The organism is Bariatricus sp. SGI.019 (assembly GCF_050315235.1).
GTDB lineage: Bacteria > Bacillota > Clostridia > Lachnospirales > Lachnospiraceae > JAFBIX01.
The window spans coordinates 53,809-70,020 of the sequence record NZ_JBNPOQ010000016.1 but is presented as its reverse complement, the minus strand read 5'-3'; the positions used below and the strand labels follow the sequence as shown (position 1 = coordinate 70,020).

The 16,212-nt window shown below is 39.4% G+C and carries 16 protein-coding genes; 3 read left to right on the top strand and 13 right to left on the bottom strand.

The genetic code is table 11. The features are described from left to right. Nucleotides 1-160 precede the first annotated feature (160 nt). Together ACQRD1_RS11245 and ACQRD1_RS11240 are read left to right on the top strand one after the other, a co-directional pair. Complete coding sequence (locus ACQRD1_RS11245) at nt 161-1,552, top strand: citrate/2-methylcitrate synthase (protein WP_427787575.1); 1,392 nt, start codon at nt 161-163, stop codon at nt 1,550-1,552. A 324-nt stretch (nt 1,553-1,876) separates the two neighbouring features. Then, nucleotides 1,877-2,299 (top strand): Hsp20/alpha crystallin family protein, encoded by a 423-nt coding sequence (locus ACQRD1_RS11240; protein WP_235233382.1) that lies wholly within the window; start codon nt 1,877-1,879, stop codon nt 2,297-2,299. Between the two features lie 134 nt (nt 2,300-2,433). Here the strand turns inward: ACQRD1_RS11240 and ACQRD1_RS11235 are convergent, their stop codons facing one another. From ACQRD1_RS11235 to ACQRD1_RS11205, 7 genes are all read right to left on the bottom strand, one after another. Then, nucleotides 2,434-2,979 carry a DUF4870 domain-containing protein gene (locus tag ACQRD1_RS11235; RefSeq protein WP_235233381.1) on the bottom strand — a complete coding sequence of 182 codons (546 nt, stop codon included), beginning with the start codon at nt 2,977-2,979 and terminating at the stop codon, nt 2,434-2,436. 26 nt (nt 2,980-3,005) lie between these two features. Beyond that, on the bottom strand, nt 3,006-3,245 hold the full coding sequence (locus tag ACQRD1_RS11230) for a hypothetical protein (RefSeq protein ID WP_235233380.1): 240 nt from the start codon (nt 3,243-3,245) through the stop codon (nt 3,006-3,008). Between the two features lie 18 nt (nt 3,246-3,263). After that, nucleotides 3,264-3,731, bottom strand: a complete 468-nt coding sequence (gene smpB / locus ACQRD1_RS11225; protein WP_235233378.1) for an SsrA-binding protein SmpB — start codon at nt 3,729-3,731, stop codon at nt 3,264-3,266. Continuing rightward, entirely contained in the window at nt 3,712-5,871 is a 2,160-nt protein-coding gene (gene rnr / locus ACQRD1_RS11220; protein WP_235233376.1) for a ribonuclease R, read from the bottom strand. The genes smpB and rnr overlap by 20 nt, the downstream gene beginning before the upstream one ends. 122 nt (nt 5,872-5,993) lie before the next feature. Beyond that, nucleotides 5,994-6,236 carry a preprotein translocase subunit SecG gene (gene secG / locus ACQRD1_RS11215; protein ID WP_235233375.1) on the bottom strand — a complete coding sequence of 81 codons (243 nt, stop codon included), beginning with the start codon at nt 6,234-6,236 and terminating at the stop codon, nt 5,994-5,996. A gap of 138 nt (nt 6,237-6,374) precedes the next feature. Continuing rightward, nucleotides 6,375-7,670 (bottom strand): phosphopyruvate hydratase, encoded by a 1,296-nt coding sequence (eno, locus tag ACQRD1_RS11210; RefSeq protein WP_235233373.1) that lies wholly within the window; start codon nt 7,668-7,670, stop codon nt 6,375-6,377. A gap of 73 nt (nt 7,671-7,743) precedes the next feature. Beyond that, on the bottom strand, nt 7,744-8,859 hold the full coding sequence (locus ACQRD1_RS11205) for a 4-hydroxybutyrate dehydrogenase (protein ID WP_235233371.1): 1,116 nt from the start codon (nt 8,857-8,859) through the stop codon (nt 7,744-7,746). A 137-nt stretch (nt 8,860-8,996) separates the two neighbouring features. Here ACQRD1_RS11205 and ACQRD1_RS11200 point away from each other — a divergent pair, with 137 nt between their 5' ends. Beyond that, nucleotides 8,997-9,839, top strand: a complete 843-nt coding sequence (locus ACQRD1_RS11200) for a YitT family protein (RefSeq protein ID WP_235233370.1) — start codon at nt 8,997-8,999, stop codon at nt 9,837-9,839. A gap of 27 nt (nt 9,840-9,866) precedes the next feature. Here ACQRD1_RS11200 and glmM read toward each other — a convergent pair whose 3' ends face one another. From glmM to ACQRD1_RS11170, 6 genes are all read right to left on the bottom strand, one after another. Continuing rightward, a complete protein-coding gene (glmM, locus tag ACQRD1_RS11195) occupies nt 9,867-11,213 on the bottom strand; it encodes a phosphoglucosamine mutase (protein WP_235233367.1) in 1,347 nt (448 codons plus the stop codon). Between the two features lie 172 nt (nt 11,214-11,385). Further along, the gene (locus tag ACQRD1_RS11190) at nt 11,386-11,967 is read right to left on the bottom strand and encodes a TetR family transcriptional regulator (RefSeq protein WP_235233362.1); all 582 of its coding nucleotides are present in this window, start codon (nt 11,965-11,967) and stop codon (nt 11,386-11,388) included. An 88-nt stretch (nt 11,968-12,055) separates the two neighbouring features. After that, the gene (locus tag ACQRD1_RS11185) at nt 12,056-13,459 is read right to left on the bottom strand and encodes a radical SAM protein (RefSeq protein ID WP_235233360.1); all 1,404 of its coding nucleotides are present in this window, start codon (nt 13,457-13,459) and stop codon (nt 12,056-12,058) included. A gap of 48 nt (nt 13,460-13,507) precedes the next feature. Beyond that, nucleotides 13,508-14,086 carry a manganese efflux pump MntP family protein gene (locus ACQRD1_RS11180; RefSeq protein ID WP_235233358.1) on the bottom strand — a complete coding sequence of 193 codons (579 nt, stop codon included), beginning with the start codon at nt 14,084-14,086 and terminating at the stop codon, nt 13,508-13,510. Between the two features lie 213 nt (nt 14,087-14,299). Further along, nucleotides 14,300-15,478 (bottom strand): phosphoribosylaminoimidazolecarboxamide formyltransferase, encoded by a 1,179-nt coding sequence (locus ACQRD1_RS11175; RefSeq protein WP_235233357.1) that lies wholly within the window; start codon nt 15,476-15,478, stop codon nt 14,300-14,302. Nucleotides 15,479-15,488: 10 nt separating this feature from the next. Beyond that, complete coding sequence (locus tag ACQRD1_RS11170; protein WP_235233355.1) at nt 15,489-16,202, bottom strand: IMP cyclohydrolase; 714 nt, start codon at nt 16,200-16,202, stop codon at nt 15,489-15,491. Nucleotides 16,203-16,212 lie beyond the last annotated feature (10 nt).

Sequence of the window (16,212 nt, the reverse complement as noted above, 5' to 3'; positions counted from 1 at the left end):
TCAAAGCCAAAGAAATCCCAAGAAAATTCTTGTATTATCATCCTCTTTCGTGTAAAATATTTTAATATACTATGTATAACGAACACCAATTACGATGACGTGATGATAAATTGTAATAGGTGTTTTTTCATTTAAATCTCGGAGAAGCGGAGGAATGAGTATGGCTGAAAATGAATTGATGTACCTTGAAGACTTACACGAAACAGACATTTTAAAACAGAACATAGAAAAATTAGAACAAGAATTGATGAAAAATCACCGGATTGATCCTAACTTATATATTGAATATGATGTCAAACGTGGTCTGCGTGATTCCGCCGGAAAGGGTGTCTTAACAGGATTGACGGAAGTCTCTGATGTCTGTGCCTATAATCTCATCAATGGACGTCAGATTCCTGCTGAAGGTGCATTATACTATCAGGGAATTAATGTAAATGATATTGTAAACAGTCTGAAAGGTCGCAAATTTGGATTCGAAGAAACCATTTATCTTCTCTTGTTTGGAAGACTTCCCAGCAAAACGGAGCTCTCTATGTTTCTTGATGTTATGTTTGAATTACAGAATTTAAGCGGTCGATTTGTCCGTGATGTTGTCATGAAAGCTTCAAACGAGAATATCATGAACGCCATGCAGCGCTGTATTCTTACGCTCTATACATATGACTCTGATCCAGAAAGTATCACTCCTGGAAATGTACTTCGCCAGTCTCTGGAACTAATTGCCAAGCTTCCTCTGATTGCTGTTTATTCTTATCATTCATATCGACATTTCCGTAAGGACGAGACTTTACTGATCCGCAATCCACAGAAAGGGCTGTCTTTGGCCGAGAACATTCTGCTAATGTTACGTCCGGATAGTCAATATACCGAGCTGGAAGCCAAAGTATTGGATATCGCTTTGATTCTTCATGCCGAACACGGCGGTGGTAACAATTCTACTTTCACAACCCATGTTGTCACTTCCTCTGGTACAGACACTTATTCTTCGGTCGCTGCATCTATCGGTTCATTAAAAGGACCTCGTCATGGTGGAGCCAATCTAAAAGTCCAGAATATGTTTGCCGACATCAAAGCTCATATCAATGACTGGACCAACGAAGAAGAAGTAGCCACATATTTGCAAAAGATTCTTAATAAAGAAGCATTTGATCACTCTGGGCTAATCTATGGTATGGGGCATGCTGTTTATACACTCTCCGATCCTCGTGAAGTCATTTTGAAGAAATTCGCCAAAGCACTTGCCGAGGAAAAGGGATTAATGGAAGAATTTGCACTTTACGAACTGGTAGAACGCCTGGCCGGACAGCTAATCATGGAACACCGCAAACTGTTCAAAAATGTCTGCGCCAACGTAGACTTTTACAGCGGTTTTGTCTATACTATGCTAGGCATTCCACAGGAATTATTTACCCCAATCTTTGCAATTGCACGTATGCCCGGTTGGAGTGCTCATCGTTTAGAAGAATTAATCAACGCCGGCAAGATTATTCGTCCTGCTTATAAATATGTGGGAACACATGAAGATTTCACTCCGCTTGAAGAACGGAATTAAAGAATAGAATTATTATTCAACATAAGATATTACAACGAGAGCAGATTTTCTGCTCTCTTTTTTATTGAAATCTCAAATAAAATGATGTTGGGAATCAAACGCCCCACCTATGAGCAAGCTCATATGGGTTTAGATCTTTTGTCCTTGGTATCATAAATTTAAAAATTATAAAAAATTAGCACTCACCTATTGACACTGCTAACAATATATGTTATATAATAACTATAACAAATAAAACAAAGCAAAATACCACCGGTGATTTCGTATAAAACCAAAACGGATATCTTTTCACCGGTCAGGCATATATTTAAGGAGGAATGACTTATGTTACTTACAAACAGAGGATTTAATTTAATTGATGACATGTTCAATGATCCATTTTTCACCACTTCATATGACCGTACTTCTACACAGATCATGAAGACAGATATTCATGAAAAAGACGGGAACTACATGATCGCAATGGAACTTCCAGGATATGCCAAAGAAGACATCAAAGCTGATTTAAAGGATGGTTACCTTACCATTACAGCTCATAAAAATGAGACAAAAGAAGAAAAAGATGCAAAAGGAAAATGCATCCACAAAGAACGCTACACCGGCACTTGCAACAGAAGCTTCTATGTAGGTGACGAGATCAGCCAAGAAGACATTAAAGCCGCATTCAAAGACGGGGTCCTTCATCTGACATTCCCGAAGGAAGTACAGAGACAGGAAGAACAGCCAAAATTGATTACCATTGAGTAATCTTTAATTATAAAGGGACCAGGTCCCACGTTGTCAGGGAATTATTCCCTTTCTTATATAGATGATCCTATCTTATAAATCTCATATATAAATGAAGCAGCTGTCAACCTGACAACTGCTTCATTTATATAAAATCATTTTAATATTTTAATCTTTCCTATCAAAGGTAATTCTTTTTTCTGTCCTTTACATGCAGCAACAATGCCCATAATCATCAGGATAAAACATGCAAAACTTAAGATATCAAATGCCCACGAAAAGATGCTTTCTCCAAAGTTGATGACAGAATGCAATCCCCACACCCAATCTCCATCTAAAAGATCTATAATAGACGAAACAAGGAATAAAACCAGTCCTTGGTTTGCGTGGAATCTTACATACTGCGAACGCTTATCTCCGGCTAACAATGGGATTAATACCAGGATTCCAAAATAGGAGAGTATACCCATCCCTTTATTTCCGCGTACTTCCTGCGGATCAAAATACTCTTCCGTATCATATGTATACTGTTGTTTTTGATCTGTCTGCTGACCATATGTATACTGTTGTTCCTGGCCCGTCTGCTGACCATATGTATACTGTTGTTCCTGGCTTGTCTGCCGAGGGATCTCTGCCCCACACTGCGGACAGAATCGGATGTCATCATCCACCTTCGCACCACATTTTACACAATATGCCATTCTAATTTTCCTCTCTTTCCTGTGAATTATTCATCTTCCAGTCCCAGTATCTCCGCCAGAACTTCAATAATAATCTCATTTGTACAGGATTTTACATAACCCAACATATGTAAAGATATCTCATCTTGTTTCTGCGCTTCTGTCAATGTATCATCATGCTTCGTCTGATCGATCAGCTGAATTAACTGTGGCGTTAATTCTTCATACATTTCTACCGTCGTCTGTGTCACCAGTTTTCTTAAATCTTCTTTTTTTATTGGTACCATGTTTCCCTCCTTGCTTTGCTATCCAAAGTTACGCACTTTAAAATCCCGCTGCGCTTCTCTTTGCTGGTCTTTTTTTGCAATGTCCTGGCGTTTATCATATAATTTCTTACCTTTGGCAAGACCAATCTCTATTTTCACTAAACTACCTTTAAAATACACCTTTAGCGGTACGATTGCTACCCCTTTTTCTTTTGTCTTTCCGAGTAATTTATTAATCTCTGACTTATGAAGAAGAAGTTTTCGGACACGCAATGGATCTTTATTAAATATATTTCCTTTTTCATAAGGACTGATGTGCATACCATAGATAAAGACTTCCCCATCTTCAATTCGGATAAATGATTCCTTAATACTGCATTTCCCCATACGTAAGGACTTCACCTCTGTGCCGTGCAGAGAAATGCCGGCTTCATAAGTATCTAATATAAAATAATCATGATATGCCTTTTTGTTGTTAGCTATCATCTTACCATTCGTCTTCGCCATCTTCCATATCTCCTTCATCTGCTAATTCAAAATCTATCGTTCGGAGCAGTCTGTCCGTATCAATCACCCGAACGGTCACCTGCTGTCCTAATTTATATGCCTTATGCGTATGCACACCTGCCATTTCATGACGATCTTCGAAATATTCATAATGATCATCTGTCATATTCGCAACATGCACCAGACCTTCTACAGTATTCGGAAGTTCCACATACATTCCCCATTTTGTAATACTGGATATGACTCCTTCAAAGATCTCACCGATATGTTGCTGCATATATTCAACTTTCTTTAATTTAACCGTCTCTCTCTCCGCCTCATCTGCTCTTCTCTCCATCTCGCTGGAATGCTTTGTCACGTCAGGAAGGATCTGATGATAATGTTCCATCTTCTTCTCATTCATCCTTCCCCGCAGATTATCCTTAATGATTCTATGAATCTGCAGATCCGGATATCGGCGAATCGGAGAGGTAAAATGAGTATAATAATTAGCTGCCAGTCCAAAATGTCCGGTGTTCTCCGGTGTATATTTGGCCTGCTTCATAGAACGGAGTGCCAGACGGCTGATCAACGCCTCCTCTGGTGTATCTTCTACTTTTGCAAGCAACTTTTGAATTTCTTTCGGTCTGATTTCATTTACACCAACATGCATTGAATAGCCGAAATTATTAATAAATATTGCCAAAGCACGAATCTTCTCTTCATCCGGTGCTTCATGTGTACGATACACAAAAGGAAGTTCCTGCCAATAATAATCTTCGGCGACAGTCTCATTTGCAAGCAGCATGAAGTCTTCAATAATCTTTGTCGCCACATTGCGGTCATATGGCTTTATCTCAACTGGTCTTCCATTTTCATCTAATACCATCTTTGTCTCTGGGAAATCAAAGTCAATAGATCCTCTTTGTTTTCTGCGTTCCCGGAGAATTCCTGACAATTCCTTCATCAATTCAAACATGGGAATCAAAGTACGATACCGTTCGCATTCTTTTGCATCTCTGTCTACAAGAATCTTTTTGACACTTGTGTAAGTCATTCTTTCATCGACATGGATAACCGTCTCTGCAATCTCATGATCGATTACAACCCCCTTCGGGTTCACTGTCATGATGCAGCTAAGCGCCAGACGATCTTCTCCCGCATTCAGCGAACAGATTCCATTCGAAAGCTTATGTGGAAGCATAGGAATGACACGATCCACAAGATATACACTCGTTCCACGTTCCAAAGCCTCCCGGTCAATCGAACTATTTTCCTGTACATAATTCGACACATCTGCAATATGAACCCCCAGGATATAATTGTCACCATCACGTTCAATCGAGACAGCATCATCCAGATCTTTCGCATCTTCTCCGTCAATCGTCACCATCTGCCAGTCCCGGATATCCTTACGGCCAGCCATATCAGCCTCGCTAACGTCCTTTGCCACACGCTCAGCCTGATTTAAAATTTTTTCTGAAAATTCTACTGGCAGATCATACCCTTTTACAATAGACATAATGTCTGTTCCCGGATCATTGACATGTCCTATAATCTCTATTACTTTTCCTTCAGGCTTGCGTCCTTGTTCACCATATGAAGTCAATTCCACTACTACTTTATGACCATCCACTGCACCTTTTGATTTTTCAACCGGGATGAAGATATCCTGCGCGAATCTCTGATTATCTGGTATCACAAATCCATAATTCTTGTTCGCCTTCATCTGATACAGTCCGACAATCTTTGTCAAGCCTCTGGATACAACCCTTACAATCTTACCCTCCCGGCTTCTTCCCTGTGGCTCCTTTGTAATTACGACTTCTACCTCATCGCCATCAAATGCACCATTTACATGTTCCTCATCAATATATATATCTGAATCCTCACCTTCAATTACAACAAATCCAAATTCTTTCAGGCTCGCGCGATAGATTCCAGTCAGACGTTTCGCCTCTCCTTTGCAATATTTGCCCTTCTTAGAAAGATAGATTTTTCCATCCTCCTCCAAAGATTCCAATACCTCCCGCAGAGCATCTCTCTGATCTTTGGAAACCTGCAGAAGCATTGCAAGTTCTTTGAACTTCATAGGCACATATAAATCATCACAGATCAAATCATAGATTACCTTTTTTCGCTTTTCAAATGTCTTGTCCATCTCTTACAAGTCCTCCATTTAAGAATATTTCCACAAGAAACGATGTCACTTTCATCAAATATACACAAAGAGACACTCCCATACAGGAGTGTCCCACCATTCTCATAAAAATATGCCTTATCTTATGCAAATACTTTTAAATTCAACACTGCTGCCAATACAACAAACAGGATCGCAAGGAACTTCGTAGACTTCACCAGCGCACCTTCCATAGAACGACCTTTGTTCTGACCCCAATAAGAATCTGCCATACCACTGATTGTTCCAAGCCCAGCTGATTTACCTTCCTGCATTAATACGATTGCCGTCAATGCGATACAGTCTATTGCAAATATAATCATTAATACCGTTTTTAAAATCTCCACTTTCTACACCTCCTGCGGATAAACCATACTTATTCTAGCATAAGGAAGACAAAATGGCAAGGAAAATTCAATTGGGGACGTAGTAAAATTAAATTTTACTACGTCCCCAATTGAAAAATGTGGTGTACCTTTTTGACACTAAAATGGATTTTCATACTCGGCGACATCGCCAAGCCGTTCTTCGATTCGCAATAATTGATTGTATTTTTCTACTCGTTCGGATCTGCACGGAGCTCCTGTCTTAATCTGTCCTGCATTAAATGCTACTGCGATATCTGCGATCATTGGATCTGCTGTCTCGCCGGAGCGATGGGATATGATAGTCTTGTATCCGGCGTTTTTTGCCATTTCAATTGCGTCAAAAGCTTCTGTCAGAGTACCAATCTGGTTGACTTTTATGAGAATCGCATTGGCTACTTCTCGTTTAATTCCTTTTTTCAAGCGATGGGTATTGGTGACAAAGAGGTCATCACCGACTAACTGAAGGTCTAACCCGAGTCTTGTCGTTAGTAATTCCCACCCTTCCCAATCCTCTTCATCCAATGGATCTTCAATAGATACAATGGGAAATTCTTCTGCCAGGTCTGCGTAAAAATCGATGAGTTCTTCAACCGAACGAACAATCTTTTTGTTCTTCATCTTTCCTTCGCCTTCGAATACATATTTTTTAAATCTTTTGTCATATAATTCTGAAGCAGCTACATCAAGTGCAATTACAACTTCTTCTCCTGGTCTATATCCGGATCTTTTGATTGCATCTGTAATAAAGTGCAACGCTTCTCTGGCATCTGGAAGATTCGGTGCAAATCCACCTTCGTCTCCGACTGCAGTGCTGTAGCCTTGTTCTTTCAACAACTTTTTTAATGTATGATAGATTTCTGCACACATTCGAAGGCCTTCCCGAAAACAGACTGCACCGGCAGGCATAATCATGAACTCCTGAATATCAATCGTGTTATCGGCATGTTTTCCTCCATTCATAATGTTCATCATCGGAACCGGCATCCGTTTGGCATTCGTCCCTCCAAGATGCGCATATAATGGCTGACGCAGTGCAGATGCCGCTGCCCTTGCAACTGCCATGGACACTCCAAGCATAGCATTGGCCCCCAGATTCGACTTATTTTCCGTTCCGTCTAATTGAATAAGGATTGTATCGATAGCTGCCTGATCTAATACATTCATTCCTATAATTTCAGGGGCAATCCGTGCATTCACATGATCCACTGCACGTTCAACACCAAGTCCTCCGTATCTATCCTCACGATCTCTTAATTCTACAGCTTCAAACTGTCCGGTCGAAGCGCCAGAAGGAACACTGGCACATCCCCAATACTCATCTTCCGCAAGTACTTCTACTTCTATCGTAGGATTTCCACGAGAATCTAATATTTCTCTTGCGTATACATCCGTAATTGGCAAATATTTATACATGAGACATTTCCTCCTTTTTGGGAAATATTATTTGCCAATTCCGGATTTATAATGCGGGATTTCCTTCATATAATTAGTACAATTTTTTGTATATTTCTGCCATCTGCTGCCAAGACAGCTTTACATAACTCTGATTCAACAGACGCTGCTGACTTGCTTCAACACTCTTGGCAAAGCTTTCGATTTCATCCTCTGTCATGCCATATTCATGTAACTGCTTTCTGGAAATAATTTTATCCAGAAGTTTTTCTAATTCTGTATAGACCTGTCTTTCCTCACAATCCAAAAGCTTGCCCAAGAAATGATTCAGTCCCTGGATCTTTCCTTCTGGTTTCAGCTCCTGATACACTGCAAATACGGCTGTTAAGAACTGGTAATTTGCTTCGCCGTGTGTCACATGATATACACCACTTAATGGATACGACATGGCATGTACTGCTCCGGTACCAGCATTTCCAAATGCAATTCCAGCCAGATTACTTGCTGTCAGGAATTCATCCAGAAGATTCCATCGATATTCCGGTCCATTTTCAACAATTTTACGAAATCCATCTATAATCATCTCCATGGCTTTCATACTGAACATTTCTGTATATAAGTTTGCTTTCGGAGACACATAAGATTCAATCGCATGAATAAATGCATCAATCGCGCTGGTTGCAAAAAATGGATATGGCAATTCTCTTAAAAGTTCCGGTATCAGCACTGCATCATCTGCGTAAATCTCATCAACCGCCAAGCCCAGCTTCGTATGCAGGCTGGTTAATTCCGTAATCGATACATTGGACACTTCCGATCCTGCTCCACAGGTTGTTGGAACTGCAATCAATGGGCGAACTTTTTGAAGCGGTACTTTGCGCTGAAATATTTCTTCTGCTCTATAATTCCCACCTAAAACCAAGATCTTTGCCATATCTATGACTGCACCGCCGCCAATTGCAACAATTCGTGTACACTCAGTTCTTGCAAAATCTTGAAGAAGACCATCTATCATAACATCTGTCGGTTCTCCGGCTCCATATTTACTCTTATACTCCACATGTGCTTCAATCTTTAATGGAGCAAAATAAGTCTCATATATATGCCGACTTGCCAGAACAAAATCACCCTTTCCAATCTGATATTCCCTCACAAATTCTTCCGCATCTGCAAATTTTTGAATTTTTGATTTTTGTTGAAAAACTTTCAATCTTCTCTCCTCATTTCCTATTATGATTTCTAGGTATAATATAGCATTCTTTCATTGACTTTTCTATACCTGAGCGTTACAATCGGTGTGGTATCAAGGGTGATCCTTTAATAAATAATATAATTGGGGAATGTATTATGAAATCACAACTGAAAAACTTTGTTTTATTAACTCTGAGTACACTGGTTATGGCAGTTGGCATCTATTTCTTTAAATTTGCCAACAACTTTACTTTTGGCGGTATTACAGGTCTCGCAGTCTTAGTCGCCAGATTATGCCCAATTTCTGCCGGTGATTTTTCTTTTATCGCCAACATGATTCTATTGCTGATTGGCTTTATTATCCTGGGGAAAAAGTTTGCAGCTAAAACAGCATATAGCAGTATTTTATTATCTGTAACTTTATCGGCATTAGAACGCATCTATCCTATGTCCCATCCATTAACTGATCAGCCAATCTTGGAACTTGCATTTGCAATCGCACTTCCTTCTATTGGCTCTGCAGTATTATTCAACATTGGTGCTTCCAGCGGTGGAACGGATATTGTTGCTATGATTATGAAGAAATACACCAGCATGGATATCGGAAAAGCATTGCTTGCTACTGATTTTATCGTTACATTAGCTGGTTGTTTTGTCTTCGATATAGAGACAGGATTATATTCTTTCCTGGGATTGGCACTTCGTTCTTTTATGATTGATGGTTTTATCGAAAGTCTGAATCTTTCCAAGTATTTTAACGTTGTCTGTTCCAATCCGAAACCAATCTGTGATTTTATCAGAGATGATCTTAACCGAAGTGCAACTATTGTATTGGCTCAAGGTGCATTTTCCGGCGAAGATAAATACATTTTGCTTACGGCATTAAACCGGATGGAAGCTATAAAACTTCGTAATTTTATCAAGGAGAATTCTCCAGATGCATTTTTATTGATATCAAATACCAGTGAGATCATAGGAAAAGGGTTCCACTCAATCTAGAGTGGAACCCTTTGTATTCAGAAAACTTTATTCAACAATCAGGCCTTCTGCTTTAATCACTTCAATCACCTGGTCTACATATTTCTCACATAACTCATCTGTAGCCGCCTCAACCATAACACGAATCACAGGCTCTGTACCACTTTCTCTTACCAGAATACGTCCATCGTCACCTAAAGCTTCTGACACTGCGTTGACAGCTTCGATCACTGCAGGATTCTCTCTGGCAGTCTTCTTATCAGCCACACGGACATTTTTCAATAACTGCGGATATATCTTAACTTCTTCTGCAAGTTTTGCCAGGCTTTGCTTTTTCTCCAGCATTACTTCCATGAGCATAAGAGATGTCAGGATTCCATCTCCTGTTGTCGCATGCTTACTAAAGATAATATGTCCAGACTGTTCTCCACCAAGTGAGAAATTATTACGAACCATATTTTCATATACATATTTATCGCCGACAGCCGTTTTTTCATATTTTAATCCAACTTTATCACAAGCTTTATATAAGCCCAGATTAGACATGATCGTAGTCACAATCGTATCGCCATTCAGACGCCCATTTTCTTTCATATATTTTCCACAAATATACAGGATCAGGTCTCCGTCAATGACATTTCCATTTTCATCGACTGCGATACATCTGTCCGCATCTCCGTCATACGCAAATCCAACATCCAGATGATTGTCTTTCACATGCTGCTGCAATACTTCAATATGCGTAGAACCACAATTGGTATTAATGTTCGTTCCATCCGGTTCACAGTTAATCACATATGTCTTAGCCCCCAATGCATCATAGACACTCTTTGCAATGGCAAATGCGCTTCCGTTAGAACAATCCAGACCAACCTTCATATCCTCAAAAGAACGTGTTGCCAGAGATATCAGATATCCAATATAACGATTTCTTCCGGCTGCATAATCAACGGTACGGCCAATATCTTCCTTCTTAGCCAACGGAAGTTCCCCTATCTCACCGTCAATGTATGCCTCAATCTTCTCTTCCACTTCAGCTTCCAGCTTGTGTCCCTTTCCATTAATAACCTTAATTCCATTATCATAAAACGGATTATGACTTGCAGAAATCATAATACCACAGTCAAAATTATCAGTCCTCGTCACGTATGATACACTTGGTGTTGTAGTTACATGCAATAAATATGCATTAGCACCAGACGCCGTGATACCTGCAACAAGCGCATACTCAAACATATAACTGCTTCTTCTTGTATCCTTACCAATCACTACCTTTGCTTTATGATCCTGACCATAATACCATCCAAGAAATCTTCCCACCTTAAATGCATGTTCAACCGTCAAGACCTCATTTGCTTCCCCACGGAACCCATCCGTTCCAAAATATTTACCCATAATAAATCTTCTCCTTTATGAATTTTGGCTTATTTACCATTTTTTTTGCACAATCATCACATATATCTTTATTATTATATAGTTTTTTGATATAAGATACAACCACATTTTTCAAATAGGGACGTAGTAAAATTGCATTTTACTACGTCCCTATTTGAAAAATGTGGTGTACCTATTTGATCACTTTTTCTCCATCTTCCACAATATCAAGTAACGAATGTGTCATAAGAAATTCATAGAATTTCAAAGCATCATCCGCTGATATCTGATTCCCAGAGTATAGTATCCAGCTTTTAATTCCATTCATCAATGTGATTGCCTGAAATTTTGTAAATATTTCTTCATTTATAATCTGGGAACGGTCTTCGATTTTTACCGGATGCTCTGCCAACATTCTTTTTGCCAGATCATAAATCTGATTATATAACATCTCTTCAAAAGAGTTCTGGCCACTTATAGTAAACACTTTTTCATAATACTCTTTGTCTATCTCGAATTTTCGAAAAAGCATTTTCAGAGCTTCTTTGTCCATATCCATATTAACGAGTTCTGTCACACTTTTGAATACATCTTCCCAGAGAAGCCATTCCATTACTTCATATTTATCCTGAAAATAATTATAAAATGTTGGCCTGATAACGCCGGCTTCATCGGTGATCATCTTAATCGTTATCTTTTCAAAAGACTTTTCGATAACTAATTTTTTAAATTTTTCACCAAGCAAAGCTTTTGTCATCTCGCTCTTACGTTCCATTTTATCACCTTAATTTTTATTATTGGATATTGTAGCACATTACATCTCTTGGAAGCAAGTGAACTTCTCTGGAGAAGATTTGATGTTTTTACTTATTTCCAGATTTATAATTCTGGTATCCTTCTCTATGATATGGATGTTCTTCCCATATTCTGTCTGCAGATTCTTTCCAGTTCTGTGCATATTCCAGACATTTTCCACAAAGGTGTTCTGCAGATTCCGGTGATTGTAGATCTTTTGATTTTGCCCCTGTTTCTTTTACCATCCTTTGCAATATCTCCGGATTCTCAAGCATTGGACACGGTCTCAGATGATTGTTATTAAATGGCTGGTTATCTCGGTATGCCATGAACAATGGCTGTTTTAAAGCATCCAATAAAGACACCTCTCTAATATTAGCCCCTGAGTAATGGATAAATACACACGGTTCTACGTCACCATTCGGATTGATGTGGCAATAATTTCTTCCACCGGCAATACATCCTCCAACAAATTCTCCATCGTTCTGGAAATCCATAGCATATATTGGTTTTCCACCCTCCATCGAACGGATTTCCCGAACTCTGTGGTACATGTATTCTCGCTGTTCTTTTGTAGGAAGTAACTCAACTGCTGCTTCATTTCCTACCGGCATATAATGAAAATACCAGGTAAAACGGCAACCCTTTTCAATAATCAAATCTAAAAATTCGTCGGAAGTTACGGTTTCTATATTTTTGCTTGTATAGCAGATAGATGTTCCGAAGATCTGTCCATGCTTTTTCAACAAATCCATCGCATGCATAACTTTATCATATACTCCTGCGCCACGTCTCAAATCATTCACTTCTTCAAATCCTTCCAGACTGATGGATAAAGACAGGTTTCCAACTCTCTTCATCTCTTCGCAAAACGCATCATCTACCAGTGTCGCATTGGTAAATGCATGAAATGCGCAATCGTTATGTTTCTCACACAGCTTTATAATGTCATTTTTTCTGATCAAAGGTTCCCCACCTGTATACATATAGAAATAGATTCCTAATTCTTTCCCCTGTGTAATAACACTATCAAGCTCGTCGTATGTAAGATTCAACTTATTGCCATATTCTGCCGCCCAGCAGCCAGTACAGTGAAGATTGCAGGCGCTGGTTGGATCCATTAAGATCAACCATGGGATATTGCAATCATATTTCTTTCTCATCTCACGAATCGTTTTCGTCCCATGAAAAGCTGCTTCATACCCCAGATTCAGTGCAGTCTGCCGAATTACATGAGAATCAAGTTCATCCAAGGCCCGATCAACATACTTCATCCACTTATTCTCTGGATTGCGAATCAACCGGCGAGCTGCCTCATAACTCTCCGTCGAAAAATTATCTCCCATATACCGTTCTGTCAGATCTACAATCTGCAACAATCCTTTTTCTCTGTCTTTGTTAACATGCTTTAAAGCCAGATCAATAGCAGCTCCATAAGCACTTCTTGCAGCTTTGTGTGTTAATGTACCCATAATAAATTCCTCCTTTATTTTTCCATCAAAATGATATAAAACATCCGATTAAACATAATAGTGCAACATCACATCTGCACTAGAGATTAATAACAATGCACCTCCGATCCAGTAAGCATGACGATTATGCTTTAATCCCAACCGATAACCAACAATAATTCCGAATATTACTTCTAATACAGTTACCGGAAATAATGTAAGTGCCTGACAAATCATCTCTGTATCCAAAAATCCTAATCCAACTCCTGCAAAAAAAGCATCTATACTGGTAAGTGCTGACAAAATCGTTGTTGTCTTCCAGTCAATAGTATCCTGACGCCTTTCCAGTACATTCTCCCGTTTTATGCCCTTACAGATCATGTATATGCCGAGTCCTGCGAAGATCAGAACCGTAAGTCCCTCCCAACTGTCAGCCATATCTTGCGCATGCGCCCACGAGAACATCGGAAGCAATGTAATCAGATTGCCAATCAATAACGTTCCAAGCTGCATCCCTCCAAATAAAAAACATAACCCCACCATATTTTTTATTTGAATCTTGGAAAATCCCGCACCGATATAGGCAACTGCCACAAATGCATCAATAGACAGTCCCACTGAGACCAGCAAAATCTCTACAACGGACATTCGCATCACCTTCCTTTAGATGATATTTTATCGGGAAATGTCGAAAAATTGAATCTACAAAGAATTGAGAACGTTTTAAGAATGCTACAATTTTGAAGATTTGTAGCGAAAACATATCAAAAAGGTACACCCCTCTTTTCATTTGGGTACACCGTAAAATGAAAATGGGGACGTAGTATTTTGCAAAAATACTACGTCCCCATTTTTATTTTTTTAATGATGGAACAGACGAAGTCCGGTAAATGACATCACCATTCCATATTTATTACATGTATCAATAACATTATCGTCCCTCACAGAGCCGCCTGGCTGTGCAATATATTTCACACCACTTTTATGCGCACGCTCAATGTTATCCCCGAACGGGAAGAACGCATCAGATCCAAGAGAAACGTCTGTCATCTTATCTAACCATTCTCTCTTGGCTTCTCTTGTAAATACTTCTGGTTTCTCTTTGAAGATATTCGGCCATGCATCATCTGCAAGTACATCCATATAATCTTCTCCGATATACAGATCAATAGCGTTATCTCTGTCAGCACGTCTGATAGAATCAACAAATGGAAGATTCATAACCTGTGGAGACTGTCTTAGCCACCAGTTATCTGCTTTCTGGCCTGCCAGACGAGTACAATGAATTCTGGATTGCTGTCCTGCTCCGATACCGATCGCCTGTCCGTCTTTTACATAACATACAGAATTAGACTGTGTATATTTCAATGTAATCATAGAAATCGCCAGATCAATCTTAGCCTGCTCAGTCAGCTCTTTATTCTCTGTTACGATATTTGCGAGAAATGCATCATCAATCTTCAGTTCATTTCTTCCCTGCTCAAATGTAATTCCAAATACATCTTTGTGTTCCAACGGTTCCGGTTCATAATCTGGATCGATCTGAATCACATTGTAATTTCCATTCTTTTTCTGCTTCAGGATCTCCAATGCTTCCGGTTCATAACCAGGCGCGATCACACCATCAGACACTTCTCTTTTAATCAGTCTTGCAGTATCTACATCACAGACATCTGACAGAGAAATAAAATCGCCAAATGAAGACATACGGTCTGCACCTCTTGCCCTTGCATATGCAGATGCCAGAGGAGATAATTCTCCGAGATCATCTACCCAGTAAATTTTTGCCAATGTATCTGAAAGAGGAAGTCCAACCGCCGCCCCTGCTGGTGATACGTGCTTAAAAGACGTTGCTGCCGGAAGTCCAGTCGCTTTTTTCAATTCACTGACCAATTGCCAGCCGTTGAATGCATCTAAAAAATTAATATAACCCGGGCGCCCGTTCAACACCTGAATTGGAAGGTCACTTCCATCTGCCATATAAATCTTTGACGGCTTCTGATTCGGATTACAGCCATACTTTAACTCTAATTCTTTCATGTTATCCTCCTTACTGGTTCTTATTTACAATCTTTGTCTCGTAAGTTCCTGTTGCGATATCAATATAACGCACAAAAAGGGAAACTTTATTATCTTCATTTAAGCTGTTCCACAACATCTCTGTAAATGCATTCATATCATCTGGAATTGCAATCAGCTTCGGTTCTCCTTCAAAACTTGGCAATGGGTTGCCATCGCACTTGTATGTATGGATGAAATGACCTTCTCCTGCTGCTGGATTCTCATATGCAAATGTATAACGATTACAGCTGTCTGGATTACCATTATTACTCTTTAAAATGGACATCGCATAATTATAGTTACCCTTTTCAATATGCATGATACCTGAAATTCTTGGTGTGTAATTCGGTCCGTCCGGTTCAAACTCACGGCTTCTCAATGACTGCTCAAATGTCATCTGCTTATCCATACCTTCATAGATCGTATCCGTCTGATCTCCATTCGTTACGATCGTCTTATTGCCAAGCACACGAACAGGTGCATAGATAATCAGACTTGGATCGGTAAGTTTTGACGGATCAAACGCTTGTGTGCGGATTCCCTCTCCTTCTTCAACAAAAATACGGTTACGGCTATTCTCACTTCTTCCCATAATAAAATAAGCAGTCACAGCCTTAGTTCCGTCTGCACTTCTTCCAATGATAATTCCACGTCCAGGATAAGAATTTCCCTGTAATTCTTTCTCGATTGATAACATTTCCATGAATACATCT